Origin of the sequence: Clostridium sp. UBA7339 (genome assembly GCF_002470865.1) — a bacterium.
GTDB lineage: Bacteria > Bacillota > Clostridia > Clostridiales > Clostridiaceae > Clostridium_J > Clostridium_J sulfidigenes.
This window is the reverse complement of the sequence record NZ_DKPI01000012.1, coordinates 342304-368762: the sequence shown is the minus strand read 5'-3', so window position 1 is coordinate 368762 and position 26459 is coordinate 342304. Positions and strand designations below refer to the sequence as shown.

General features: G+C 31.3%; 23 protein-coding genes and 1 tRNA gene. 15 read left to right on the top strand and 9 right to left on the bottom strand.

The window, feature by feature from the left end; all coding sequences use genetic code 11:
- Nucleotides 1–47: 47 nt before the first annotated feature.
- On the top strand, nucleotides 48–1400 hold the full coding sequence (locus B2S02_RS13550; protein ID WP_035133642.1) for an NCS2 family permease: 1353 nt from the start codon (nucleotides 48–50) through the stop codon (nucleotides 1398–1400).
- Between the two features lie 73 nt (nucleotides 1401–1473).
- On the opposite strand, the gene B2S02_RS13545 is transcribed toward B2S02_RS13550, so the two are convergent.
- Nucleotides 1474–3366, bottom strand: a complete 1893-nt coding sequence (locus B2S02_RS13545; RefSeq protein WP_035133645.1) for a glutamine synthetase — start codon at nucleotides 3364–3366, stop codon at nucleotides 1474–1476.
- A gap of 435 nt (nucleotides 3367–3801) precedes the next feature.
- Here B2S02_RS13545 and B2S02_RS13540 point away from each other — a divergent pair, with 435 nt between their 5' ends.
- From B2S02_RS13540 to B2S02_RS13530, 3 genes are all read left to right on the top strand, one after another.
- Nucleotides 3802–4416 (top strand): 3'-5' exonuclease, encoded by a 615-nt coding sequence (locus tag B2S02_RS13540; RefSeq protein ID WP_346920882.1) that lies wholly within the window; start codon nucleotides 3802–3804, stop codon nucleotides 4414–4416.
- A 38-nt stretch (nucleotides 4417–4454) separates the two neighbouring features.
- The gene (locus B2S02_RS13535) at nucleotides 4455–5621 is read left to right on the top strand and encodes an amidohydrolase (protein ID WP_346920881.1); all 1167 of its coding nucleotides are present in this window, start codon (nucleotides 4455–4457) and stop codon (nucleotides 5619–5621) included.
- Nucleotides 5622–5957: 336 nt separating this feature from the next.
- Nucleotides 5958–7709, top strand: coding sequence for an ATP-dependent metallopeptidase FtsH/Yme1/Tma family protein (locus tag B2S02_RS13530; RefSeq protein ID WP_346920932.1), 1752 nt, complete (start codon nucleotides 5958–5960; stop codon nucleotides 7707–7709).
- Between the two features lie 233 nt (nucleotides 7710–7942).
- On the opposite strand, the gene B2S02_RS13525 is transcribed toward B2S02_RS13530, so the two are convergent.
- Together B2S02_RS13525 and B2S02_RS13520 are read right to left on the bottom strand one after the other, a co-directional pair.
- Nucleotides 7943–8860: a pseudouridine-5'-phosphate glycosidase gene (locus B2S02_RS13525; protein ID WP_035133652.1), complete on the bottom strand. Its 918-nt coding sequence runs from the start codon at nucleotides 8858–8860 to the stop codon at nucleotides 7943–7945.
- Nucleotides 8860–9948, bottom strand: coding sequence for a PfkB family carbohydrate kinase (locus tag B2S02_RS13520; protein WP_035133655.1), 1089 nt, complete (start codon nucleotides 9946–9948; stop codon nucleotides 8860–8862). The genes B2S02_RS13525 and B2S02_RS13520 overlap by 1 nt, the downstream gene beginning before the upstream one ends.
- 399 nt (nucleotides 9949–10347) lie before the next feature.
- Here B2S02_RS13520 and rsxC point away from each other — a divergent pair, with 399 nt between their 5' ends.
- From rsxC to B2S02_RS13465, 11 genes are all read left to right on the top strand, one after another.
- Nucleotides 10348–11667 carry an electron transport complex subunit RsxC gene (gene rsxC, locus B2S02_RS13515; protein WP_346876960.1) on the top strand — a complete coding sequence of 440 codons (1320 nt, stop codon included), beginning with the start codon at nucleotides 10348–10350 and terminating at the stop codon, nucleotides 11665–11667.
- An 11-nt stretch (nucleotides 11668–11678) separates the two neighbouring features.
- Entirely contained in the window at nucleotides 11679–12614 is a 936-nt protein-coding gene (locus B2S02_RS13510) for an RnfABCDGE type electron transport complex subunit D (protein WP_346846545.1), read from the top strand.
- Nucleotides 12614–13159, top strand: a complete 546-nt coding sequence (locus B2S02_RS13505; protein WP_346846544.1) for an RnfABCDGE type electron transport complex subunit G — start codon at nucleotides 12614–12616, stop codon at nucleotides 13157–13159. The genes B2S02_RS13510 and B2S02_RS13505 overlap by 1 nt, the downstream gene beginning before the upstream one ends.
- A gap of 1 nt (nucleotide 13160) precedes the next feature.
- Nucleotides 13161–13778, top strand: coding sequence for an electron transport complex subunit RsxE (gene rsxE, locus B2S02_RS13500; RefSeq protein ID WP_035133661.1), 618 nt, complete (start codon nucleotides 13161–13163; stop codon nucleotides 13776–13778).
- Nucleotides 13779–13793: 15 nt separating this feature from the next.
- Nucleotides 13794–14372, top strand: a complete 579-nt coding sequence (locus tag B2S02_RS13495) for an electron transport complex protein RnfA (RefSeq protein WP_343828112.1) — start codon at nucleotides 13794–13796, stop codon at nucleotides 14370–14372.
- Between the two features lie 14 nt (nucleotides 14373–14386).
- Nucleotides 14387–15274, top strand: a complete 888-nt coding sequence (locus B2S02_RS13490) for an RnfABCDGE type electron transport complex subunit B (RefSeq protein ID WP_346920880.1) — start codon at nucleotides 14387–14389, stop codon at nucleotides 15272–15274.
- 68 nt (nucleotides 15275–15342) lie between these two features.
- Nucleotides 15343–15759, top strand: coding sequence for a SoxR reducing system RseC family protein (locus B2S02_RS13485; protein WP_035133667.1), 417 nt, complete (start codon nucleotides 15343–15345; stop codon nucleotides 15757–15759).
- Between the two features lie 116 nt (nucleotides 15760–15875).
- Nucleotides 15876–16544, top strand: a complete 669-nt coding sequence (deoC, locus tag B2S02_RS13480) for a deoxyribose-phosphate aldolase (protein ID WP_346920879.1) — start codon at nucleotides 15876–15878, stop codon at nucleotides 16542–16544.
- A gap of 235 nt (nucleotides 16545–16779) precedes the next feature.
- Nucleotides 16780–18234 (top strand): Na+/H+ antiporter NhaC family protein, encoded by a 1455-nt coding sequence (locus tag B2S02_RS13475; protein ID WP_346920878.1) that lies wholly within the window; start codon nucleotides 16780–16782, stop codon nucleotides 18232–18234.
- A 477-nt stretch (nucleotides 18235–18711) separates the two neighbouring features.
- On the top strand, nucleotides 18712–20202 hold the full coding sequence (locus B2S02_RS13470; protein ID WP_346920877.1) for a Na+/H+ antiporter NhaC family protein: 1491 nt from the start codon (nucleotides 18712–18714) through the stop codon (nucleotides 20200–20202).
- Nucleotides 20203–20524: 322 nt separating this feature from the next.
- On the top strand, nucleotides 20525–22015 hold the full coding sequence (locus B2S02_RS13465) for a Na+/H+ antiporter NhaC family protein (protein ID WP_346920876.1): 1491 nt from the start codon (nucleotides 20525–20527) through the stop codon (nucleotides 22013–22015).
- A 94-nt stretch (nucleotides 22016–22109) separates the two neighbouring features.
- On the opposite strand, the gene B2S02_RS13460 is transcribed toward B2S02_RS13465, so the two are convergent.
- The 6 genes from B2S02_RS13460 to B2S02_RS13435 all read right to left on the bottom strand — a co-directional run bounded on the left by B2S02_RS13460 (nucleotide 22110) and on the right by B2S02_RS13435 (nucleotide 26399).
- On the bottom strand, nucleotides 22110–22367 hold the full coding sequence (locus B2S02_RS13460) for a DUF1292 domain-containing protein (RefSeq protein ID WP_035133677.1): 258 nt from the start codon (nucleotides 22365–22367) through the stop codon (nucleotides 22110–22112).
- 159 nt (nucleotides 22368–22526) lie between these two features.
- Complete coding sequence (locus B2S02_RS13455) at nucleotides 22527–22724, bottom strand: hypothetical protein (RefSeq protein ID WP_035133679.1); 198 nt, start codon at nucleotides 22722–22724, stop codon at nucleotides 22527–22529.
- 53 nt (nucleotides 22725–22777) lie between these two features.
- Nucleotides 22778–23017, bottom strand: coding sequence for a DUF1292 domain-containing protein (locus tag B2S02_RS13450; RefSeq protein WP_035133681.1), 240 nt, complete (start codon nucleotides 23015–23017; stop codon nucleotides 22778–22780).
- Between the two features lie 149 nt (nucleotides 23018–23166).
- Nucleotides 23167–24519: a replication-associated recombination protein A gene (locus B2S02_RS13445; protein ID WP_346920875.1), complete on the bottom strand. Its 1353-nt coding sequence runs from the start codon at nucleotides 24517–24519 to the stop codon at nucleotides 23167–23169.
- Nucleotides 24520–24725: 206 nt separating this feature from the next.
- Nucleotides 24726–26093, bottom strand: a complete 1368-nt coding sequence (locus B2S02_RS13440; RefSeq protein WP_346920874.1) for a sodium:alanine symporter family protein — start codon at nucleotides 26091–26093, stop codon at nucleotides 24726–24728.
- A 220-nt stretch (nucleotides 26094–26313) separates the two neighbouring features.
- Nucleotides 26314–26399 (bottom strand) — tRNA-Leu (locus tag B2S02_RS13435).
- Nucleotides 26400–26459: the final 60 nt, after the last annotated feature.

Sequence of the window (26459 nt, the reverse complement as noted above, 5' to 3'; positions counted from 1 at the left end):
TTATACTAATATTAATAATTATATCTATTAATATTAGGGGGATTTATATGGACAAGTATTTTAAACTTACTGAAAACGGAACTAACGTAAAGCGTGAAATTGTTGCTGGAATTACCACTTTTCTAACAATGGCTTACATTATTGCTGTAAATCCTAATTTCCTTAGTACAGCTATGGGTGATGGTACTGCTGGAGCACTTGTAACTGCTACATGTCTAGCTGCGGGACTTACTACTATACTCATGGGACTATATGCTAATGCACCTTTTGCACTGGCATCTGGTATGGGACTTAACGCCTTCTTCGCATTTACAGTATGCGGTGCCATGGGTGTTCCATGGCAAGTGGCACTTACTGCTGTTTTTGTAGAAGGTATAATTTTCATTATACTTTCTGTAACTAGAGTGCGTGAAGCTGTAGTTAATTGTATCCCACTTACAATGAAGTACGCTGTTACTGCTGGTATTGGACTTTTTATTGCTTTTATAGGTTTAACAGGTGCCGGTATTGTAGTGTCTAATGAAGCTACCCTTGTATCTCTAGGTTCTATGATAGCTCCTGGTGCTATAATCGCAGTTATTGGCATTCTTATTATAGCTATTTTGAACTCTAAAAATATCAAAGGAGCTATGCTTTGGTCCATTCTGATTTGTTCTATAATTGGTTGGATATATGCAGTTATAAATCCTGAAGGAGCTACCGCCGCTGGCATATATCTTCCAAATGGATTATTCAAATATGAATCTATCAAATCAATTGCCTTCAAGCTTGACTTCTCTGTATTCACTAATAGCTCAGCTATTCTTAATTTTATAACAATTTGTCTTACTTTCTTATTCGTAGACTTCTTTGATACTGTTGGTACATTAGTTGGAGTATGTTCTAAGGCTAATATGCTAGATAAAGATGGTAATGTGCCGATGGCAAAGAAAGCTCTACTTGTAGATGCTATAGGAACCACCTTTGGTTCTTTAGTTGGAGTTTCAACCGTTACTACTTATGTAGAAAGCGCAGCTGGAGTTAGTGAAGGTGGAAGAACTGGGTTAACAGCTGTTACTACAGGTATTCTATTCTTATTGGCAATGTTTCTATCTCCAATATTTATAGCTATACCAGGTTGTGCTACAGCTCCTTGCTTAATTTGGATTGGTTTTATGATGCTAGAAAGTGTTATGAAAATAGACTTTACCGATTTTACTCAAGGCTTCCCTGCATTCATTACTATAGCCTCAATGCCATTATGTTATAGTATCGGTGATGGTCTTACCCTTGGAATTCTTTCATATACATTAATAAACTTATTAAATAACATATTTGGTAAGAAAGAAACTAAAAAACCAATCTCAATAGTAATGTATATTCTATCCATCATATTTATACTAAAACTTATATTTATGTAATTTATGTTTTAGTTATCATTAATTTAAAAAGGTAATCACCGAAAATTTTTCAGTGATTACCTTTTGTTTATATCTATATATCCATAAGATTTCTTCTATAATTCATATATAATCTTCTTAGGATTCTCATATCTTCATCTACAATTAATTGTAACTCAGATAATTCCTTATAATTTTTATCATTAATTGCTTCTCTCATTTGAGTAAATAAGCTTCTACTTACATAATTATCTTTCATAAGTTTTTCTCTTAGCTTATTTATTTCACTCCATTTTTCAAGATCATACTCCATAAAATCATCGCCATTAGATCTTCTAATGTTTCTAATTTCATTAGAATAGTTTGGAAGAATTCTATGCTCTAACTCAGTAGTCCATCTTTCAAGTACAGCTTCCTTATATCCTTTAATTACTTTATTAGTTATTACTCCATCTTTAGTTAAAACATGTACTCTCGATTCATCATCAAAAGCTAATAAATTTTCATATACAGTACTTGGAGCCTTACCAAAATACTCTTCTCTTTCTTCCTCTGTATAGAATTCAAATACATCTTCTTCACTTCTATAACATCTGCCTTCCTCTAGGTAAGAAGTTTTTTCCCCTGGTTTTTTAGAAAGTTCTGCTAAAAGTTCTTCTCTACTTTTATTATTTGTAACTACATAGCTTATTCCATCTACCATAGATATTATAACTGAAGATAATACTAAATAAATATTTGTATTAGGATTTGGTGATCTCAACTCAAACCTAGTAGCCATTGGATTAATTGCATCTCTCACTAGTCCAACAAGAATAGTTCTATTTCTTGAAGGCACATCTTTAGTAAATCCTAAGGAAGTTACTATACATACTGGTGCTTCAAAGCCTGGTTTTAATCTTTGTAATGCATCATAATTTGAAGAAACAAAGGGGTTTATTACTTCATAATTCTTTAATACTCCCATTATTGCTCCATATCCTACTTCACTTAAAAAGTCTTTTTCAGCATAACTGTGGAACAAATTCATCATCTTACCATTTTTAAGCTTTAAAGTAACGCCTACATGTAAATGTTCTCCATTTCCTGCTACCTCTTCAATTGGTTTAGCTTGGAATGTGACTTCAAGACCATTTTTTCTAAAAGTTTCTTTTATTAAACCTCTTACCAAAAGTTCATTATCACAAGTTTGAAGGGCTGTAGAAAACTTCCAATCCACTTCTAATTGTTCCATTATGTGAGTTAGAACTCCAGACTCAGATAGTTTAGCTTTAACTCCCCCTACTTCTTTATGACCCATTTCTGGTTCTAGTCCATATTTAGCTAATAAATCTAAAGATTTTTCCAGTGCTGTTCTTACAGGACCCTTAGTTCTCTTCCAGTACTGCTCCTTTAATACTTGGGAAGTGGATAATTCTTCTATTTCAGCTAATTCATTTGGAGTATTTACCCAAAACTCTAATTCTGTAGCTGCTGTAATACTTACGTCCTCTATTTCATCATAGTTTATGTCAAAGTTAGTTAAAAATTGTGGATTTTCTTCAAATAACTTCATCATAGAAGCTCTAAAGTGATCTACAGAATTTTTTAGTATGTACCTAGAATCTACGGCAACATCTTCATGGTATAAGTGACATGGCATTCTAATAGTTCCTACTGGTTTATTTGTTTCTTCATCTATATAATCATAATTATAATCTACATACCAATTACAAGTTAAATCAACCTTCATATCTACCTTTGCATTATTAAGGGTAGCTATTCCCGGTAATATTACAGATGATCCATCAGTCTGGACAGCTGTACCATGTAAAAATGTCTCAATATCTTCTATGAAATTTTTAACAGGAATTTTTTCGTCTGTATCATTACCTAAAAAGTCAATACCAACTAGAGAAACAAATCTTATTTCCTTATGCTGCTGAAGTATTTTTAGTAACTCCTCTTTATTTTGTTTATTAGTAGGTATTACAAATAATAAACTCATATAATATAAGCCCCCTTTTATAATTGTGTTCAATATTTGCATTATAGCATAATATAAAAACATTGAATATAATTAATTTTGTTAACAATAAGTTAATATATATAGTTTTTTTTCGACCTTTTATTAAAAATATATTAATTTTTTACTTTTTGTTAATATATAATCCTTTACATCGCAAGTTAAACCTTTTCACTTTACGTAAAATATATAATTAACCCAGTATAAAATTTACCTAAATATTTTAATGTTTATAATATTTTTTTTCATTCAAATTATTCTTTCTATTAATTATACAATTTATATAAATTATAGAACTCTAAAATTACTCAGTATATTGACATAACTTTAATAGAATTATACTATTAATTTATTGGCTAAAGTTGACTAAATTTAGTAAATATATAGTTTATATTAGAAATTAAGGAGAATACATTTATGAAATTATTATTTTTCGATACTGAAACTACTAGTATAAAACCTGGTAATATATGTCAATTATCATATATTACTGTTGATACTAGCACAAAACCTCAAACAACAGTAGGTAAAAATTATTTCTTTACTGTAGAAGAAATGAGTGAAAGTGCTCAAGCTATACATGGCTTTTCTTTAGAAAAACTCTACGAACTGAGTAATGGAAAATATTTCGAAGATACTTATGAGGAATTTATAGATGATTTTATCAATAGTGATATAATTATTGGACACAATGTTCAATTTGATATTAAATTTTTAAAAAGCGAACTAGAATTTTTAGATATTCCTTTTAATCCTAAAGGTTCATTTTGTACTATGTCATATTATAAAGAAATATGTAAAGCTACTAATTCTAGAGGATTATTAAAAAATCCTTCTCTTGGAGAAGTGATAAACTTTTTAAACCTTAAGGAAGATTTTCTTCAAAATAAATGTACTTCTCTATTTGGTGAGACATCTGGCTATCATGATGCAAGATTTGATACAACTTGTACTTATATGTTAGTAATTCAAGGAATAAAAACTGGATTAATTCCTCCAAAATTTTTTACTAATATGTTACAATTTAAGTAATACTGTGAAGTAAAACTTTTATTTTAGGAGTGATTTAAATGATAGCTATTAAAAATGTTACTATCCACACTATGACGGAAGATGAAATTATCAAAAATGGTGTTATACTAATTGATAATGGCAAAATATGCAACCTTGGTTCAAACATAGCAATTCCTGAAAACATAGAAATTATCGATGGAAAAAATGGCTTTTTAATGCCAGGTATTATTGATGCTCATTGTCATATTGGAATGTGGGAAGATGGATTAGGATTTGAAGGTAGTGATGGAAATGAAACTACTGATCCAGTTACGCCTCATCTTAGAGCTATAGATGCAATAAATCCTGTGGACAAATGTTTTCAAGAAGCATTAGAGGCTGGTATTACAACTGTAGCAACTGGTCCTGGAAGTGCTAATGTAATAGGTGGAACCTTCGCAACTATGAAAACTTATGGGAAAACTATAGATGATATGGTTATTAATGAGTGTACCGCTATGAAATCTGCTTTTGGAGAAAACCCTAAGCGAGTTTATAGTGGTAAAAAAGTTACTCCAAGTACTAGAATGGCTACTGCAGCTATCCTTCGTGAAAATTTAATAAAAGCTAAAAATTATGTAGAAAAACAAGAAGCCTTCAAAAATGGTAATGCTAAAGCTCCAGACTTTGATATGAAGTTAGAAGCCTTAGCAAAGGTCATTAGAAAGGAAATTCCATTGAAATCTCATGCTCATAGAGCTGATGATATTCTTACTGCTATTAGAATAGCTAAAGAATTTGATTTAGACCTTTCTTTGGAACATTGTACTGAAGGACATTTAATAACCGAAAGCCTTAAAGATGAACATATAAAATCTATAATTATAGGTCCAAGCTTATCTGATAGAAGTAAAGTGGAACTGAAAAATTTAACATTTAAAACTCCTATGATTTTAAACAAAGCTGGAATAAAAGTTTCCATTATGACAGATCACCCTGTAATTCCACTTCAATATATATCTCTATGTGCTGCCCTTGCTGCTAGAGAAGGAATGGATGAAGAAGAGGCTTTAAGATCTATTACCATAAATCCAGCTCGTGCAATAAATGCTGATCATAGAGTTGGTAGTATTGAAATAGGAAAAGATGCAGACATTATAATATATAATGGACATCCTTTTGATCTTAGAAATACTGTTAAACTTGTAATGATTGATGGTAAAGTAGTTAAAAATCAACTTTAATTTAATTAATCATTAATTTAAGTATATAAATAAAATATAACAGAATATTATTAGGGGGATTCCTTATTTAGAATATACCTAGTTACATTGATATGTAGCTAGGTATATTCTATTATTACATATTATTCCACTTATCTTTACAATTCTACCATAACTTACATTTACAAATCTTAGGTTAATTTGTGGACTTTAGTCTTAAATTTTGTATAATACTAATTACAGCATGAAACAATCTTTTTATAGATAAAACCTTATTCTTTAATCATTTTATATTGTATATATTAAATTCTATTTTATAAAAAAATATATACAAATTTTAAGGAGGTAAGATTATTGATAGATAACATTAAAAAGAATTTAATTATTATTCCTTTAAGTATTTTAGTATTATCAATTGTAGCTTTAATTTTATTAAATATAGGTGCAGCTACAATCCCCTATAAAACATATTCAGATTTTTTACTGGACTTAGAAAGTAATAATATATCTAAAGTATCCATGTCTCAAACACCTAAAATTACTGTTATAGATAAATTTGGAAATAAATATTCTACAGATAATCCTAATAGTAATACTCTTAAAGAAACTCTTTTAAAAGAAGGTATTACAGTTGAAAGTTCTTCCACTTTACCAACAAATCAACGTATAGCAGTTATATTCCTCAGTCTTTCTGCTGTAACTACTATATTTATGACTATAAAAAGGAATAGTTCTGGTGGAACAATGACTTCTATTTCTGCAATTGATGGACAAAGTGTTTCTAAGGATAAATTTAGCTTTAATTCTGTAGCCGGTAATGATGAAGCTAAAGAAAGTTTAAAGGATATAGTAGATTTTCTTAAAAATCCAGAAAAATATGCTTCTTACGGCGCAAGAATGCCTAAAGGTGTAATTCTTTATGGAGATCCCGGAACTGGGAAAACTCTATTAGCAAAAGCTATAGCTGGTGAAGCTAATGTTCCTTTCTATGCTGTATCTGGTTCAGACTTTGTTCAGATGTATGTTGGAGTAGGTGCAAGTAGAATTAGAAATTTATTCAAGAAAGCTAAAACTCATGGTAAAGCTGTTATTTTTATTGATGAAATCGATGCTATAGGTAAACAACGTAGTTCTAATAAATCTGGTAATTCTGATGAAAAGGATCAAACCTTAAATGCTCTTCTAACTGAGATGTCGGGATTTAAAGAAAGTGAAGGTATTGTAGTTATAGCAGCTACTAATAGACTTGATATATTAGATGAAGCTCTTTTAAGACCTGGTAGATTCGATAGGCATATAGAGGTATCTCTTCCAGATATTAATGCAAGAGAAAAAATATTAAATCTTCACTTTAAAAATAAACCAGTAAGTGATATGAATATAAGAGATATCGCACATAATACAGCCTATTTTTCTGGTGCTAAATTGGAAAATTTAGTGAATGAAGCTGCTATAATTGCATGCAAAGAAGATGCTCCATATATCACTGGTGAACATATGGATAAAGCCTTTTCAATAGTAGTAGCTGGTCATGAAAAATTAGATAAAGAATCTCTTAAAGAAGAAGATATGAAAATTACTGCTTATCATGAAGTTGGACATGCATTGATTTCCCACTTAAAAGTTCCAGAAGAAAAAATCTCTAAAATAACTATAATCCCTACCTCTAAGGGTGCAGGTGGATACACTTTAACTATAGGTGAAGATAACACCTACCATAATCTAGATTATTTAAAAAGAAAAATCATGGTTTTATTGGGTGGAAGAGCTGCCGAAGAAATTATCTTTGGCGAAGAAAAAATAACTACTGGAGCCTTCAATGATTTAAAGAAAACTACCAATATAGTTAATAATATGGTATGTGAATATGGTATGGGAAAATCTCTAGGTCTTTTAAGACTTTCAGAAATGCAAGGAATACCTACTGATTATTATACTACAGTAGTACTAGAAGAGTGTAAATCTGTACTGGATGAATTGTATGAAGAAGTTAAAAACACCTTAAATAATAATTTAGATTTATTAGTTAAGCTATCTGAAGAATTACTTTTAAAAGAAACTCTATATACTGATGACATTCTTAATCTAATATATGGTAAAACAAGCTAATCTATGTACAATATTCTTTGAACCTAGGGGTATTTCCTTAGGTTTTTATTTTAATTCTAATTATTGGTGTATCATTAGAATACTTGTACTTATATATATAAAAAGGCATGAAACCATTTTAATTTTTTAGGTTTCATACCTTTTTATATTTTATATAGGTAATATTACATGTTATATACTAGATAAGTTTTACCTGAAATTAAAGCTTATTTAGTTATATATCGTTTAAAATGCTATTGTAGCTTAGATAGTTCTACTGCAAGTTTTGCTCCAACCTTAGCATTATTAAATACTAATTGAATGTTAGATTCTAAACTTGATCCACCTGTAATCTCTTTAACCTTAGAAAGTAAGAATGGTGTACTCTCTTTTCCTACTATTCCTTTCTCTTCCGCTTCCTTAACAGCTGTTTCTATAGCATTATTAATTGTATCATAATCCATTTCAAATTCTTCTGGTATTGGGTTTGCAACAACCATACCACCCTCTAAACCTAAATCCCATTTAGCCTTTAATGCTTTTGCAAGGATTTCTTCACTATCCACTTTATAGTCTACTTTAAATCCAGATTTTCTTGTGTAGAATGCCGGTAATTCTTCTGTTTGGAATCCTACTACAGGTACTCCCTTAGTTTCTAGGTATTCACGAGTTAACCCTATATCAAGAATAGATTTACATCCAGCACATACTACAGCTACGTCAGTCATAGCTAATTCTTCAAGGTCAGCTGATATATCCATAGTCTGTGCAGCACCTCTATGAACTCCTCCAATTCCACCTGTAGCAAATACCTTAATTCCAGCAAGTGCTGCAATAATCATTGTAGATGCAACTGTAGTAGCTCCATTTAGTTTATTAGCAACTATAAAAGGTATATCCCTTCTGCTAGTTTTTATTACTCCAGAAGTTTTTCCTAAAAATTCAACTTCTTCAGTTGTTAATCCAACTTTTAATTTTCCTTCAAGAATAGCTATAGTTGCTGGGATTGCTCCATTTTCTCTAATTATGCTTTCCACTTTTAATGCAGTTTCTACATTTTTAGGGTAAGGCATTCCATGAGAAATTATAGTTGATTCTAAAGCAACTACTGGCTTTCCTTCCATTAATGCTGCTTTTACCTCTGGGTTTATATCTAAATATTTTTCTAACATTATTTAATCTCCTCCAATTTTTTATTTATATTTTCCAAAGACATATTTGGATTAATAGTATCTTTATGAGTAATTGCCAGTGAAGAACAAGCTGAAGCAACCTTCAAAGTATGTATTAAATCAAAATTATTCATACTTGAGTATACTAATCCAGCAACAAAAGCATCTCCTGCACCATTAGCATTGACAACTTTAACTTTGGGTGGAGTAAATAATCCTTTACTTATCCCATCATTATAATATACTCCTTCTTCACCTAGACTTATAAATACATTTTTTACACCTAAGTTTAAAAAGTAATCACTAACTTTTTCTACCTCATCCATAGTACTAATTTTCATTCCAGATAAAATCTCAGCTTCAATTTTATTAGGTTTTATTGTATGAAACTTATGAATGATGTCCTTTACCTTAACTGCCTTAGATGATGATACTGTATCTAAGAAAAATTTTGTATTTTTAAAGTTATTAACTACATACTCTATTACTTCCTTAGGAATATTAGTGTCTATAATACATATTCTAGAACTTTCAATTACTGATTTTTTAGTTTTAATAAATTCTATGGTCATCTTATCATAGATATCCATGGATGAAATTGCTACCTTCATATCTCCAGAATAATCAAGAACAGACATATATACAGATGTAGATTCTCCATCTAATTTAAGGCTATGTTCTAAATCTAAACCAATTTCTCTGCCTTCATCTATAATCTTACGACCATAAATATCATTACCAATAACAGAAATTAGTTTTGTAGAAACTTCTAATCTACACAAATTTTCACCTATATTCCTACCAACCCCACCTAAAGAAAATTTTATATTTCCAGGGTTAGAATCATTAAGTCTTAACTCATCATTAGAAAATCCTACTATATCTATATTAGTTCCTCCTATTATAGACACAAAATTTTCTTTACTCATTACATATCCTCTACCTGAGATATATCCTTTTTTTATAAGGTTTCCTATATGTACTCCTACAGATGACCTAGTAATCTTAAGAATATCTGCTATTTCATTTTGAGATATTAAGGGGTTATCCTTTATAAGATTTAATATTTCTTCTTCTCTATTTGTCATCATTTTCTCCTCTTAATATTTGCTTATTTTATAAAGATTTGCTTACTTAATTTTAGCATACTATAAAAATTAATGCAATAATATTTTATCCAAAAATTTTAATGCAATAAATTTATATTTATTTTTTCTCACTATAATATTCCTTAAAATTTGTAATTTATTACGAGTATGGAATTATATTATCTAAAATTATGTAAGTAATACCTTAATATTAGACAATGTATGCATTATTTTCTATTTAATTTTTAATTTATCCCCTATAGTTTTAATTATTCTTAAATCATATAAACAATTCAATATATTGCACCATAAAGATTTTCGAGTTATAATAAAGTTTGTACTATAGGAGTCATTAATACAATGTCTTTATAATTTATACTATAGGAATGGAGGAATATTATGGGACTATTAACTTTTAAACGAGGCATTCATCCGCCTCACGGAAAACATTTTTCAGAAAAAAAAGAAATTGAAACCTATCTTCCAAAGGGTGATTTAGTGTTCCCTATGAGCCAACATATAGGGGCTCCATGTGAACCTATTGTAAAAAAGGGAGATAAAGTTGTAGTTGGACAAAAAATTGGTGCAAGCACATCTTTTGTTTCATCTAATATCTATTCTAGTGTATCTGGAATAGTTAAAAATGTAACACCTATGCTTACATCAAATGGTTCAAAGGCTATGAGTGTTATTATTGAAAACGATAATACCTATGAAGAAATAGCCTATACACCACACGAAAATTATAAGAATTTATCTAAAAATGAGCTATTAGATATAATTCAAGAAGCTGGTATTGTAGGTCTTGGAGGTGCATGCTTTCCAACTCATGTAAAGCTAAATCCACCAAAAGAATGCAATATTGATACTATTGTTATCAATGCAGCTGAATGTGAACCTTACTTAACTTGTGACCATCAGTTAATGCTACAATATTCTAATGAGATAGCTGAAGGTTTAGAAATCCTTTCTCAAATGTTTCCTGAAGTAAAAATCTTCTTAGGTATTGAGAACAACAAAAGTGATGCTATAACAATAATGAAAGCAGTTGTAGAACCTATTAAAAATGTTGAAATAGCAGAACTTAAAACTAAGTATCCACAGGGTGCAGAAAAACAGTTAATCTATTCTGTTACTAAAAGAGAAGTTCCAACAGGAAAACTACCTGCAGATGCTGGTTGCATAGTTCAAAACGTAGCTACTATTTTTGCTATAAGAGAAGCAGTTATTCTTGGCAAACCACTTACTGAAAGAATAGTTACTGTTACTGGAGGTGCAATAAAAACTCCAAAAAACCTAAGAGTTAAATTTGGTACAAGCTTGAGAGAACTTGTTGATTATTGTGATGGATTTAACGAAGAGCCTGTTAAAGTTCTTAGCGGTGGTCCAATGATGGGAACTGCACTATTTACTTTAGACATTCCTGCAATAAAAGGTACTTCTGGTATACTTTGCTTAACAAAATCAGAGGCTGTGCCTACTGTTGAATCAAACTGTATCAGATGTGGAAAATGCGTTAATGCATGTCCAATGTTCTTGCTTCCAAATAAACTTAATGCTCAAGTTGTAAGAGGCGATTATGAGAACTTTGAAAAGTTTGGTGGACTTAACTGCATTGAATGTGGTGCTTGTAGCTATTCTTGCCCTGCTAAGAGAAATTTAACTCAAACTTGCAAAGAGGGTAAAAAAAGAGTTATAGCTAATAAAAAGAAAAAGTAGAGGTGAACATAATGTCTGGAAATTTATATAACGTATCGGTATCGCCACATATCAAATCTAAGGAAACAGTATCAACTGTAATGAGAGATGTACTAATCGCTTTAGTACCAGCTACTGTAGCAGGTATTTATTTCTTTGGGAAAGAAGCAGCCTTAGTTATGATAACAGCTATTGTTTCTGCAATGCTAAGCGAATACTTATTTAATAAAATAACTAAAAGACCAAATTCATTAAAAGATTTAAGTGCAGTTATTACTGGATTACTACTTGCTTTTAACTTGCCTCCTACACTTCCTCTTTGGATGGTTGCTGTTGGTAGTGCATTTGCTATCATTGTTGTTAAATGTTTTTTTGGCGGTCTTGGTCAAAATATTATGAACCCAGCCCTTGCTGGAAGAGCATTCTTACTTGCTGCATACCCAAGTCAAATGACTGAATGGACTATAGATGGTGTAACTAAAGCTACTCCACTTGCTATACTTCGTAATGGTGGTGGATTACTTCCTGATACTCTAGATGCATTCCTTGGAACTAACTTAGCTGGATGTATCGGAGAAGTTTCTGCTTTTGCCCTACTTATTGGTGGAGCTTATCTATTATATAGAAAAGTTATAACATGGCACATTCCTGCTACGTATATTGGTACAGTTTTTGTAATCACTACAGTATTAGGTAGAGATGGATTTATGCAGGGAAATGGAATATATGAAATATTTATAGGTGGATTAATGCTTGGTGCTATATTCATGGCTACTGATTATACTACATCTCCTATGACTAGAAAAGGTCAAATCATATTTGGTGTTGGTTGTGGTTTATTAACATCATTAATTCGTTTATACGGTGGTTATGCAGAAGGTGTTTCTTACTCAATCTTAATAATGAACTTATTAGTTCCAATGATTGATAAATGGACGAATCCACGTGTGTTCGGAGGTGCAAAATAATGAAAGAAAATTTAAAATTAGGAGGAATTCTGCTTGCAATTACTGCAATTGCTGGTCTAATCCTTGCCTTTGCTTATGATATTACTAGAGCACCAATTGAAGCTAAAGCTAAAGAGGACCAAGCTGCTGCTATGAAAGTTGTCTTAGAAGCAGAAGAATTTTCAGAATTAACAGATGGTATTGCCGATGAAAACGTAACAGGTATATTTCAAGCTAAGACTAGTGGAACTGATGCTGGTTATGTATTTCAAGTTAACTCATCAGGCTATGGTGGAAAAATTGAATTAATGGTTGGTATCGATGCTGAAGGAGCTGTTTCTGGTATTACAATTTTAAGTCATACTGAAACTCCTGGACTTGGTTCTAAAGCAAAGGATGATCCTTCTTTCGCAGCACAATATAAAGGTCTTTCTTCTGAAAAGGAACTTACTGTCGGTTCAGATATTCAAGCAATTACTGGTGCAACAATTACTTCTAAAGCAGTAACTACTGGTGTAAATACTGCTATAAATTACTACAATACTAACTTGAAAGGAGCAAAGTAGAATGAAAGAATTAGTTAATAGATTAAAAACAGGTATTATTACCGAAAATCCAGTTTTCATACAAGTACTAGCTATGTGTCCTACTCTTGCTGTTACAAGTAGTGTAAAGAATGCGGCAGGTATGGCTCTTGCTGCAACAGTAGTATTAATAGGCTCAAATGCTGTTATCTCTTTGATTAGAAAACTCGTTCCTGATAAAATCAGAATACCAGCTTATATCGTAGTTATCGCTACCTTCGTTACTTTAATACAGTTCTTATTACAGGCTTATATTCCTGATTTATATAAATCTCTTGGAATATTCTTACCTCTTATAGTAGTTAACTGTGTTATCTTAGGTAGAGCTGAAGCATATGCATCAAAAAATAAAGTAATACCTTCAATTTTTGATGCTATTGGAATGGGACTTGGGTTTGGACTTGCTATAGTTGTATTAGCAACCTTTAGAGAAGTTCTTGGTAATGGAACATTCTACGGAATGCAATTCCTACCAAAATCTTATGTTCCAGCTATGGTTATGACATCTGCTCCTGGAGCTTTCATAACTCTTGGTATACTTTTAGCATGCTTGAATCAATATAAGATTTCAAAAGCTAAAAAATCTGAAACTACAAAATAAGGAAGGTGAAGTTTAATGAAAGAATTATTTACTATATTTATAGGAGCCCTTTTAGTTAACAACGTAATATTAGGGCAGTTTCTAGGTATATGTTCCTTCCTTGGAGTTTCTCAAAAAACAGAAACTGCTAAAGGTATGGGTGCAGCTGTTACCTTTGTAATGTTACTAGCTACTCTTATTACCTTCGTGGTAAATAAGTTAATTTTAATTCCTTTCCATATGGAATATCTATCAACATTAGCTTTTATTCTTGTTATAGCAGCATTAGTACAATTTGTTGAGACTGTTATTAAGAAAATCCAACCAGGTCTTTATAGATCTCTAGGTATCTTCTTACCTCTTATCACAACTAACTGTGCAGTACTTGGTGTTGCTGTTACAAATATAGATAAAGGTTATGGATTAGCTCAATCACTATCTAATACTATTGGATCAGCTCTTGGATATGTACTTGCTATAGTAATCCTTGCAGGTTTAAGAGAGAGAATGGAAGATAATACTGATATGCCAGCTGCTTTTAGAGGATTACCAATTTCTCTAATAACAGCTGGATTAATGGCTATTGCTTTCTACGGATTCAGTGGTCTAGTTTAAAGGAGGGAATTTAAATGGATTTATCAAATTTAGTGGCTCCTGTAGTCAGCCTTGGTGGTCTTGGATTAGTATTTGGAGCACTATTAGGATATGCAAGCAACAAATTTAAAGTAGAAGTTGATGAAAGAATCCCTCTAGTAAGAGAATGTTTACCTGGTGCAAACTGTGGTGGATGTGGATTCGCTGGATGTGATGCTTATGCAGAAGCTGTAGTTATGGGTACAGCTGCAACTAACAAATGTAGCCCTGGAGGTGCTGAGGCAGTTGAAAAGATATCTTCAATTCTTGGAGTTGAAGCATCAACAGCTGAACCAATGGTAGCTTTTGTAAGATGCAAAGGAACTTCTGATGTTGCAAGAGAAAAATATAACTATGTAGGAATTCTAGATTGTAACCAAGCTTCCGTAGCCCCTGGTGGTGGTTCTAAAGCTTGTGAATTCGGATGCTTAGGTCTAGGTTCTTGTGTGAAGGCTTGTGAATTCGGTGCACTATCCATAGTTAATGGTGTAGCTTCTATAGATGAAGAAAAATGTGTAGCTTGTGGTGCTTGTATATCAGCTTGTCCAAAAACATTAATTCATCTTGTACCTAAAAAATCTAAGGTTAGAATAGACTGTAATAACAAAAATAAAGGTAAAGAAGTTATGGATGTTTGTGATGTAGGATGTATCGGTTGTGGTATCTGTATGAAAAACTGCCCTAAAGATGCAATCGAGATAGTAAATAATATTCCAGTATTTGATTACACAAAATGTGTTAGTTGTGGAATATGTGCAAATAAATGTCCAAAGAACTCCATATTAAACCTTAGAAAACCTGTATTAAAAAAAGAAGCAGTACCATCTCCTGCTAAGCCAGCTAGTGAAGCTACTTCTTCTGAAAATAACAATGCTACAGTATAAATAAATTTAATTTTATGTTATAATATAGAAGGCTTTTTAGCCTTCTATATTTATTTGGAGGTGATTTCGTGCAAGAAGAAGGTATTATAAAGAAAATTAATGGAGATATAGCTACTGTTGCTTTTGTAAAAAAAGGTGGTTGTGGTGGTGGATGTTCCTCTTGTAAATCTGGATGTCCTAAAGATACTATATTGGTAGAATTAAAAAATACAGAACACGCTACTGTTGGTGAAAGAGTTTTAGTATCAATGGATAATAAGGTTTTTAGCAACATGACATTTTGGGCCTATGCCTTCCCTACCATTATTACAGTAATTACTCTTATAATATGTCTATACATATTTAATAAGCTTAATTTAGCTAATTCTGAAGTATATTCAGTGCTACTGGCTTTAGTAGCCATGGTAATTTCTTATGTACTTAGTTCTAAACTAAATAAAAAACAAGATAAGTATTCTTTTAAGATGATTAAAAAGTTAAATTAAACTTTTTAAAATGTGATGAAAGTTATATTAATAAAGATATATTTTACTATATAAAGTTAATAATATTCACATATAGACCATACAAAATCAATTATAACCAATTAGGAGGTATAAAAATGAACATAGCATCAATGATTGATCATACTATTTTAAAAGCTGAAACAACCAAGGATCAGGTTATAAAAATTTGCAAAGAAGCAAAGGAATATAAATTCAAGTCAGTATGTGTAAACTCTTGTTATACTGAGTTAGTAGCAAAGGAACTAAAGGACTCTGGAGTACTTGTGTGCACAGTGGTAGGTTTCCCTCTAGGAGCTATGGATACTAAATCTAAGGCTTTCGAAACAGCTAGAGCTATCGAACTTGGAGCAAATGAAATAGACATGGTTATCAATGTAGGAGCTTTAAAGGATAGGGATTACGATTTTGTGAGAAATGATATAAAGGAAATTGTTGATACGGCTAAAGGAAAGGCTATAGTTAAAGTTATTTTAGAAACTTGCCTATTAACTGAAGAAGAAAAAATCAAGGCTTGTGAATTATCACAAGAAGCAGGTGCAGACTTTGTAAAAACTTCAACTGGATTTAGTACAGGTGGAGCAACTCCTGAAGATATTGCTCTAATGAGAAAGGTTGTTGGACCTAATATGGGAGTAAAAGCCTCTGGTGGTGTTCGTACTACCGAAGATGCCCTGAAGGTTATAAATGCTGGTGCAAATAGACTTGGTGCCAGTGCATCTATCGCAATCGTAAATAATTTATGTAATTCAGATTCTGACTATTAGAATTTATTTTCATTTTACAAATTAATTAAAATACATTTTATAAATAGGTAAACTTCTGTAAATTCTAGAAGTTTATCTATTTATTTTTCGACTTTTTTGTTAAGTTCTTGTTAAGAAAATTAATTTTGTTAAAGCTTTGTCGTATATATTGAAATTAGTCACAAAATGTTTAAAATTAAGACATGATAGAAAATTTAATCAATTCTATCAAATATTTTTATAGGGGGATATAAAAATGAAATTTTTAACAGGACTATTCAAATTTTTACCAATCTTTGTATTGGCAGGTCTAATGATGATGAAGGTCAACGTACTTACGGCAGCTCCAATTGCAACAATAGTTGCTTGCTTTGTAGCCTACATCACAGAAAAAATTAAAATGAATGAACTAATTGATGCTGCTGTAAACAATGTAAAGGAGCTCATACTTGTATTCTTTATATTAATGTTCGCTTATGCAATGGCAAGTGCCTTTATGTCAACAGGAGTTGGTGCTTCTATCGTTAATGTAGCTCTATCTCTTGGGTTGAATGCAAGGACTGTTGCTGTAACCGGTTTCTTAGTAACTTGCGTACTATCAGTTGCTACTGGAACTTCTTGGGGAACTTTCGCAGCATGTGCACCTATTTTCTTATGGCTTAACCATATAGTTGGAGGAGATATCCTTCTTACTACATCTGCTATCGCTGGTGGTGCTTGTTTTGGTGATAATATTGGTCTTATCTCTGATACAACAGTTGTAAGCTCTGGTATTCAAGATGTAGAGGTTATAGACAGAGTTAGAACTCAAGGTGTTTGGTCTCTTGCTTGTATGATAATCACTGCAATTATTATCTTTGTAGTAAGCCTAGCAATGAAATTACCTACTGATGTAGCTAATGCAAAGTTAGCTATTGATGCTATTCCACCAGAAGCTTGGTCTGCTATTGAGGCTCAAAAACCAGCAGCTGTTGAACTTTTAAATCAAGTTAAAACCGGAGTTCCTGTATACATGGTAATTCCTCTAATACTTGTTATAGTTGCTGCTGTTATGGGTATTCCTACTCTACTTTGCCTATTCTTAGGAATTGGTTCATCATACATCTTCGGTTCCTTTGCAGGAACTGTAGAAAGCTTACCTGCTTTCTTATCTTTAGTTCAAGATGGATTTGGCGAAGCTGGTTCTTGGGTTATTGTAATGATGATGTGGGTTGGTGCCTTCGGTGGTGTAATGGCTAAAATGGATGCTTTTGCCCCACTATCAGCTCTTGTTTTAAAAATTTCTGGAAACGTAAGACAACTAATGTTCTGGAATGGTGTTTTATGTTTAGGTGGTAACGCTGCTCTTTCTGATGAAATGGCTCAAATAGTAACTATCGGACCTATCATTAAAGAATTAGTTGATAAAAACGTTGAAGGAAGCCAAGAGGATATGTACAAACTATATCTTAGAAATGCAACCTTTGGTGATGCTCTTGGAGTATTTGGATCTCAATTAATTCCTTGGCACGTATACATTGGTTTTTATGTAGGAATTGCTTCTTCGGTATATCCATTACACAAATTTGTAGCTACAGATATAATTAAATACAACTTTATGGCTTTTGTAGCTGTAGGATCAATCCTATTACTTACCCTTACTGGATGGGACAGATTTATTCCTAAATTTGGTCTACCAACAGAACCTGCTGTTAGATTAAAAAAGAAATAAATATATAACACTGATAATGAAGTAATTCTATATTATAAGTAAATAATTCTTAAAACATGCTATTGATATCATAAGATATTAATAGCATGTTTTTTTCATAATATTTGTTATTTTTTTAACACACATATCTAAATATTCTATAATACTTCAAGTTATAAATACTAAAATGTAAATTTTATTTATAATATTATTTATATACTAAATTTTTTGAAATTATTTTTAGTAAACATTTACATGGAATATATGCAAATATTTTTATCTTCAATATTATTTCTACCTATTTCTACTTTTTAATTTATCGTTTTCATTAATTAACTCAATATTTTTAATTTTTTTATAAAAAGTTCTAAAATTTATGTATTTTTTCTGGAAAAACACTTGATATTTTTTTGAAAAGGTTTTAAACTAGTAATGTGAAAATAATGGTTAAAAAAATAACTATATTTTCATTTTAATTTATTTATAGGGGGATCTTAAATGAAAATTTTTAAAGGATTTTTAAAATTTGTACCAATCTTTGTATTGGCAGGTCTAATGATGCTTAAGGTTAATGTACTTACGGCAGCACCTATAGCAACAATAGTTGCTTGCCTTGTAGCCTACATCACAGAAAAAATTAAACTGAATGAACTTATCGATGCTTCCATCGAAAATGTAAAGGAACTTATTTTAGTATTCTTTATACTAATGTTTGCCTACGCAATGGCAAATGCATTTATGTCAACTGGAGTGGGTGCTTCTATAGTTAATATAGCACTATCTCTTGGAGTAAATGCAAGAAGTGTTGCTGTATGCGGTTTCTTAGTAACTGCTATACTTTCTGTTGCTACCGGTACCTCTTGGGGAACCTTTGCAGCATGTGCTCCTATCTTCTTGTGGCTAAACCACATATTGGGAGGAAGTATTCTTCTTACTACTGCTTCAATAGCTGGTGGTGCTTGCTTTGGAGACAATATTGGTCTTATTTCCGATACTACAGTTGTGAGTTCTGGTATTCAAAAGGTTGAGATACTTGAAAGAGTAAAATCTCAAGTTGTTTGGTCTGTCCTTTGTCTTGTTGTGTCTGCAATTATTATTTATGGTATGAGTGTAGCACTGAAACTGCCTACAGAAGCTGCTAATACTGCACTAGCAATTGAGTCTATTCCAGCAGAGGCATGGTCTGCTATTGAAGCTCAAAAGCCTGCAGCTGTTGAACTTTTAAATCAAGTTAAAAATGGAGTACCTGTCTATATGGTAATTCCGCTATTACTTGTTATAGGTGTCGCTGTTACGGGTATACCTACTCTACTTTGTTTGTTCCTAGGAATTATTTCTTCTTATATCCTTGGTTCCTTTGCAGGAACAGTAGAAAGCCTACCAGTTTTCTTAGAATTAGTTCAAAGTGGATTTAGCGAGGCTGGTTCTTGGGTTATAGTAATGATGATGTGGGTTGGTGCCTTTGGTGGTATCATGGCTAAAATGGATGCCTTTGCTCCACTATCAGCTCTTGTTTTAAAAATATCTAAAAATGTAAAACAGTTAATGTTCTGGAATGGTGTTTTAAGTATAGGTGGTAATGCTGCTCTTTCTGATGAAATGGCTCAAATAGTAACTATTGGACCTATTATTAAAGAATTAGTTGATAAAAATGTTGAAGGAAGCGAAGAAGATCTTTATAAACTTCGTCTTAGAAATGCTACCTTCTCAAGTTCATTAGGTGTTTTTGGATCTCAATTAATTCCTTGGCATGTATACATAGGATTCTATGTAGGAATACTTTCTTCAGTATATCCATTACATACATTTATAGCTACAGATATTATTAAATATAATGTCATGGCTTTTGTAACCGTAATTTCATTACTTCTTCTTACTATTACTGGATGGGATAGATTTATTCCTAAGTTTGGTTTACCAAGAGAACCTAAAGTTAAACTTAAGAATCAAACTTCTGAGGTCAATTCTGATAAAGAAATTTGTGCATAATAAATATAAAAAATCTCACAATAGTNNACTATTGTGAGATTTTTTATATATCATAGTTATACAAATTAATGTTCATTCCAAAAACTTCATATTTATTTACTAATAATAACCATAAAACCCTTTACACATAATAACAATTATTCTTTTATAATACATATATTAGCAAATACTCCTAACATTCTACATTAAATTATTTAATTTATGCGTTTTTTCTGAAAAATACTTGATATTTTTGAGAAAACGTTTTAAACTAATTTTATAGTAAGACTAGTTAAATAAATAACTAGTTTTTCTAGTAAATTTTTTATAGGGGGATATAAAAATGAAATTTTTAAAAGCAACCTTTAAGTTTGTACCAATATTTGTATTGGCCGGACTTATGATGATGAAGGTAGACGTGCTTACAGCTGCACCAATTGCAACTATATTTGCATGTATTGTAGCCTACATCACAGAAAAAGTTAAATTCAGTGAACTTATTGACGCAGCAGTCGATAATGTAAAGGAACTTATTTTAGTATTCTTTATACTAATGTTTGCCTATGCAATGGCAAACGCTTTCATGTCAACAGGAGTTGGTGCTTCTATAGTTAATATGGCCCTAACTCTTGGATTAAATGCAAGAACTGTAGCTGTATGTGGCTTCTTAGTAACTTGCATACTGTCAGTTGCTACTGGAACTTCTTGGGGAACATTTGCTGCATGTGCTCCTATTTTCTTATGGCTTAACCATATAGTTGGAGGAAATATTCTTCTTACTACAGCTTCTATAGCTGGTGGTGCTTGCTTTGGTGATAATATCGGTCTTATCTCTGATACAACAGTTGTAAGTTCTGGTATTCAAAAGGTTGAAGTTATTGATAGAATTAGAACTCAAGGGATTTGGTCAATAGCATGTGCGATTATAACTGCAATTATTATATTCGGTGTTAGTTTATATATGAAACTACCTACAGATGTAGCTAATGCAAAATTAGCTATTGATGCTATTCCACCAGAAGCTTGGTCTGCTATTGAGGCTGAAAAACCAGCAGCTGTAGAACTTTTAAATCAAGTTAAAACTGGAGTACCTTTCTATATGGTAATTCCTCTAATACTTGTTATAATTGTTGCTGTTATGGGAGTTCCTACTTTACTTTGCTTATTCTTAGGAATTGCTTCTTCATTTATCTTTGGTACATTTGCAGGAACTGTAGAAAGCTTACCTTCTTTCTTAGGTTTAGTTGAAAGCGGATTTGGTGAGGCTGGTTCTTGGGTTATTGTAATGATGATGTGGGTTGGTGCCTTCGGTGGTGTAATGGCTAAAATGGATGCTTTTGCTCCAATATCAGCTCTTGTTCTAAAAATATCTGGAAATGTAAGACAATTAATGTTCTGGAATGGTGTTTTATGCATAGGTGGTAACGCTGCCCTTGCTGATGAGATGGCTCAAATAGTAACTATCGGACCTATCATTAAAGAATTAGTTGATAAAAACGTTGAAGGAAGCCAAGAGGATATGTACAAACTATATCTTAGAAATGCAACCTTTGGTGATGCTCTTGGAGTATTTGGATCTCAATTAATTCCTTGGCACGTATACATTGGTTTCTATGTAGGAATCGCTTCTTCAGTATATCCATTACACAAATTTGTAGCTACAGATATAATTAAATATAACTTTATGGCTTTTGTAGCTGTATTTTCAATCCTACTACTTACTCTAACTGGATTGGATAGACTTATTCCTAAGTTTGGTCTACCAAGTGAACCTGCTGTTAGACTTAAAAAAGGAAATAACAATTTAAATGCTGATAAAAATGCAGCAATATAAATAAATTAAAAAGATAACCTTATAAATTAAGGTTATCTTTTTTCATTTAATTATAAATTATATATGTTTATAATCACAGATAATTTATCTCTTATTACTTTCTCATCTCTTCTTCAAATATTTTATCATATTCTGCAACAACTTTATCAAATTCAGCTTCATCTTCAACCATTTCATATGAAGCTGTGGCACCTTCTCCAATTACCTTATATACATAAGCTTCCTCTTCTTCTTCAAGTGGTGCTAAAATAACATAGTGCTCTCCATCTATAGTTAAATCTTCAACTATTTCTAGTTCTACCTTTTCCATTGTTTCAGAGTCAGTAAGTGTTATTATATTCATTTCTTCCATTTTCATGTCCTCCTAAATTCTTTCAAATAAATCTTATTTCATTATATAGCATATAAACCTATAAAACAATGCCATATTAAAAATATAAAACTTAATCGTATTACTATCTAATTTGTACTATTTATTAGTAGACATGTATATATTATTTTTACATAAATTTTAAATATAAAATCTAGTATCTGGGTCTATGAGATTATCTTTTATTTCTACACCAAATAATCCATTTATTAAAGTAGCACTTTCAATATGGTGGGCATCCTGCACATCTCTATTTAAAATTTGTACTTGATCTATAGTACTCTTTTGTGATGGTTTAATTTCATTATTCTTTTTATTTTTCTTATTCGATTTACTCATGTTATTTCACCTTCCTTTCTTATATAATACAAATTATTTAAGACAAAGGATGGTTAATCATTTTTTGCATTATAGGCAGTCAAAACTTGATTGAACTCTTTACCTGCTCCTATAGAAGCATATTCAACCATACCATTTTCTCTACTTACAACCTTATATGCACAAGCTTCATCTGAATCCTTGGGACCTGCAATTACATATTCATTTTTACCTACATTAACCACATCAATAAATTCTAATTCTACTATTCTTCCATCTTCCCCTGAAACTTTTATACACTTATTATTGCTCATCTTATAACCTCCAACTATTTTTAAATCTTTAGTAAAAATATATAAATTTTAAGTTATACATTTTTAGCTTTTAACCCCAGTTTATTTTTAAAATATATTACCTATCTATAAGATGTGCATAATACAAAAAATTATTTATGTTTTAAATTTTATTTTTTTAAGGTATCTAATCTATCCTTTATACGTTTTTCATACCCCATTGATGTTGGAGTATAATATTTTTTCTTAAGTAACTCCTTAGGCATATATTGCTGTCTAACATAATGATTTTCATAATCATGAGGATACTTATATCTTGATCCTTCATTTAAAACATTAGATCCGCTATAATTACTACCTCGAAGATGTAAAGGAACTCTGCCTATCTCTTCCTTTTCAATGTCTTCAAGAGCTAAATTAATAGCATTATAAGATGCATTACTTTTAGGTGCTCCAGCTAAATATATAGTTGCCTGAGCTAGAGGTATTCTAGCTTCTGGCATTCCTATAAACTTCACTGCATTTAGAGCCGCATTAGCTATTAAAAGCGCATATGGATCTGCATTGCCTATATCTTCTGATGCTGATATTACAAGTCTTCTAGCTATGAATTCAGGATCTTCACCACCTGATAGCATTCGAGTAAGATAATGCACTGAAGCATCAGGATCACTTCCTCTAATACTCTTTATAAAGGCAGATATTATATCATAATGATAATCTCCACTTTTATCATAAGTAACTTGTTTTTTTTGCATACATTCTTCTACTACATCTTGAGTTATATGTATTATACCATCTTCCCTTTTATTAGTAGTTAAAACAGCTAATTCTAAAGCATTTAATGCTCTTCTCCCATCACCACCAGCATTATTACATATAAACTCTTCTGCTTCTTTATATAACTTTATATTAATACTTCCATAGCCAAACTTTTTATCTTTAAGTGCTCTATTTAATAATGACACTATATTTTCCTTTGATAAAAGCTCTAATTTAAAAATCATTGATCTAGATAAAAGTGCTTTATTAACTTCGAAAAAGGGGTTTTCTGTTGTAGCACCAACTAAGGTTACTATTCCCTTTTCTACATGAGGTAATAAACTATCTTGTTGGGTTTTATTAAACCTATGTATTTCGTCTATGAAAAGTATAGTTTTCTTTCCACTCATAGAAATTTCTCTTGTTGCTTCATCTATTACATTCTTTATATCTTTAATTCCAGAAGTTACCGCATTTAACTCAACATAGTTACACTTTGTAGTTTTAGCAATAATTTTTGCTAGACTTGTTTTTCCAACTCCAGGAGGTCCATAAAATATTAAAGATGTAATTCTATCACCTTTAATGCTTCTATATAATAGTTTATCCTTGGCTAATATATGGTCTTGCCCTACAAATTCATCTAAATTACTAGGTTTAAGTCTTTGTGCTAAAGGTTCATTACTATTTAAATCTATATTATTTTTTTTTTCTTTTGTTTCTTCTAAATCAAATAATGAGATATTATATTCTCTTTCCATTTACATCATCCTTCAATAAATACTTATCATATCATTTAAAACTAAAATTCATTCTATAATATATTAAATATAACATAAAGCCTTCCAGAATAAAATCTTTAACTCTGGAAGGCTATTATCTCTATTAAAAGTCATTAAGGTAATAATCTGCATATTTGATATAGTAATCTAGTATTATAATTAATAATTATAATACTAATTATTAATTATAGTAAGTTTTTGCTTTTCTTTTCATTGTAATCATCTAAACACTTTTTAACCCCTGCAGATAACGCTAAAAGGGCAAGTAAGTTAGGGAATACCATTAATCCATTAAAAGTATCTGCAAGCTCCCAAACTAAATCAACTTTCATACCAGCACCTAAGAATATAAATATCATTACTAATATTCTATAAGGGGTTATTCCTTTATCACCAAATAAGAATTTTATATTAGCTTCCCCAAAGAAATACCATCCAATAATTGTAGAGAAGGCAAAGAAGAATAATGCTACTGATATAAATATTCCTCCAACTTCTCCACCCATCCCTGCAGCAAACGCCTTTTGAGTTAATATAATTCCAGTCTCTCCACTATCTAATGCTCCAGTAGTCAATATTACAAAAGCTGTTAAAGTTAATATAATGAAAGTATCTATAAATACTCCCATCATGGCAACTAATCCTTGCTCTGACGGATGATTAACCTTTGCTACTGCATGAGCATGTGGAGTTGACCCCATTCCTGCTTCATTTGAAAATAATCCCCTAGCAACACCATATCTAACTGCTTGTTTAATAGTTACTCCTACAACTCCACCAGCTATAGCTTGAGGATTAAATGCTCCAACTACAATCATTTTTAAAGCAGGTAATATATTTGCATAGTTCATTACTATTATAAATAAACTACCTATAATATATAATAGTGCCATTACTGGAACAATTTTTTCTGTAAAGGATGCTATACGAGAAACACCACCTATAAAAATAACACCAGCTAATACAGCGACTACCACACCTACTATTCTAGCATCAACACCAAAGGATTCTTTAAAAGCACTTCCTATGGAGTTTGCTTGTACCATATTTCCAATAAAACCAAGAGCAAGTATAATAGTTATTGCAAAAAACACAGATAGTACCTTTGCTATTTTTTTATTCTTTAATCCATTTTTAATGTAATAAGCTGGACCACCAGTAACTTGTCCATTTACTACAGTCTTGTATTGCTGAGCTAAAGTTGCTTCTGCGAATATAGTTCCCATTCCGAAGAATGCACTAACCCACATCCAAAAAATTGCTCCAGGTCCACCCATTGCAATAGCTGTAGCAGCTCCGGCTAAATTTCCTGTACCTACTTGCGCAGCGATTGAAGTAGCTAAAGCTTGAAATGAAGACATTCCATCTGCTCCTGCTTTTTTGCCAAATTTTATTTTACCAAAAACAAGTTTAACGCTTTCACCAAATTTTACAACTTGAACAAACTTTAATTTAAATGTAAAATAAATTCCTGTTCCACATAGTAAAAAAATCAATACATAGTTCCAAATAACTCCGTTGATACTCTTAACTATCTCTAGTAAATTATCCATAATATCCTCCCCATGATGTTACAGTTTACTACCTTATATTCATTGTAAGTTTATTTTGTGAATTTTTCAACAATTTCGAACAACCTTGTATATTGGAATATGTAATGATACTATTTGATATTTAAATAGATAAGATTTAAATTATCATATAATCTTATAAAATATTAAAAATAAATAAAAAAACAATGAAAAGCATTAGGCTCCTTCCCATTGTTTTTTTTGGTGCAGATGGCGGGATTTGAACCCGCACGAGAATTCTCTCACTACCCCCTCAAGATAGCGTGTCTGCCGTTCCACCACATCTGCATAATAATATAATTTTACTTAATTATTATATCATCATCTATTACTAGATTCAACAACTAA

Excerpts from the sequence above, each read along its gene's own strand:
- B2S02_RS13550 (WP_035133642.1), top strand. The coding sequence starts at position 48 with ATGGACAAGTATTTTAAACTTACTGAAAACGGAACTAACGTAAAGCGT.
- B2S02_RS13545 (WP_035133645.1), bottom strand. The coding sequence starts at position 3,366 with ATGAGTTTATTATTTGTAATACCTACTAATAAACAAAATAAAGAGGAG.
- B2S02_RS13540 (WP_346920882.1), top strand. The coding sequence starts at position 3,802 with ATGAAATTATTATTTTTCGATACTGAAACTACTAGTATAAAACCTGGT.
- B2S02_RS13535 (WP_346920881.1), top strand. The coding sequence starts at position 4,455 with ATGATAGCTATTAAAAATGTTACTATCCACACTATGACGGAAGATGAA.
- B2S02_RS13525 (WP_035133652.1), bottom strand. The coding sequence starts at position 8,860 with ATGTTAGAAAAATATTTAGATATAAACCCAGAGGTAAAAGCAGCATTA.
- B2S02_RS13520 (WP_035133655.1), bottom strand. The coding sequence starts at position 9,948 with ATGACAAATAGAGAAGAAGAAATATTAAATCTTATAAAGGATAACCCC.
- rsxC (WP_346876960.1), top strand. The coding sequence starts at position 10,348 with ATGGGACTATTAACTTTTAAACGAGGCATTCATCCGCCTCACGGAAAA.
- B2S02_RS13510 (WP_346846545.1), top strand. The coding sequence starts at position 11,679 with ATGTCTGGAAATTTATATAACGTATCGGTATCGCCACATATCAAATCT.
- B2S02_RS13505 (WP_346846544.1), top strand. The coding sequence starts at position 12,614 with ATGAAAGAAAATTTAAAATTAGGAGGAATTCTGCTTGCAATTACTGCA.
- rsxE (WP_035133661.1), top strand. The coding sequence starts at position 13,161 with ATGAAAGAATTAGTTAATAGATTAAAAACAGGTATTATTACCGAAAAT.
- B2S02_RS13495 (WP_343828112.1), top strand. The coding sequence starts at position 13,794 with ATGAAAGAATTATTTACTATATTTATAGGAGCCCTTTTAGTTAACAAC.
- B2S02_RS13490 (WP_346920880.1), top strand. The coding sequence starts at position 14,387 with ATGGATTTATCAAATTTAGTGGCTCCTGTAGTCAGCCTTGGTGGTCTT.
- deoC (WP_346920879.1), top strand. The coding sequence starts at position 15,876 with ATGAACATAGCATCAATGATTGATCATACTATTTTAAAAGCTGAAACA.
- B2S02_RS13475 (WP_346920878.1), top strand. The coding sequence starts at position 16,780 with ATGAAATTTTTAACAGGACTATTCAAATTTTTACCAATCTTTGTATTG.
- B2S02_RS13470 (WP_346920877.1), top strand. The coding sequence starts at position 18,712 with ATGAAAATTTTTAAAGGATTTTTAAAATTTGTACCAATCTTTGTATTG.
- B2S02_RS13465 (WP_346920876.1), top strand. The coding sequence starts at position 20,525 with ATGAAATTTTTAAAAGCAACCTTTAAGTTTGTACCAATATTTGTATTG.
- B2S02_RS13460 (WP_035133677.1), bottom strand. The coding sequence starts at position 22,367 with ATGGAAGAAATGAATATAATAACACTTACTGACTCTGAAACAATGGAA.
- B2S02_RS13455 (WP_035133679.1), bottom strand. The coding sequence starts at position 22,724 with ATGAGTAAATCGAATAAGAAAAATAAAAAGAATAATGAAATTAAACCA.
- B2S02_RS13450 (WP_035133681.1), bottom strand. The coding sequence starts at position 23,017 with ATGAGCAATAATAAGTGTATAAAAGTTTCAGGGGAAGATGGAAGAATA.
- B2S02_RS13445 (WP_346920875.1), bottom strand. The coding sequence starts at position 24,519 with ATGGAAAGAGAATATAATATCTCATTATTTGATTTAGAAGAAACAAAA.
- B2S02_RS13440 (WP_346920874.1), bottom strand. The coding sequence starts at position 26,093 with ATGGATAATTTACTAGAGATAGTTAAGAGTATCAACGGAGTTATTTGG.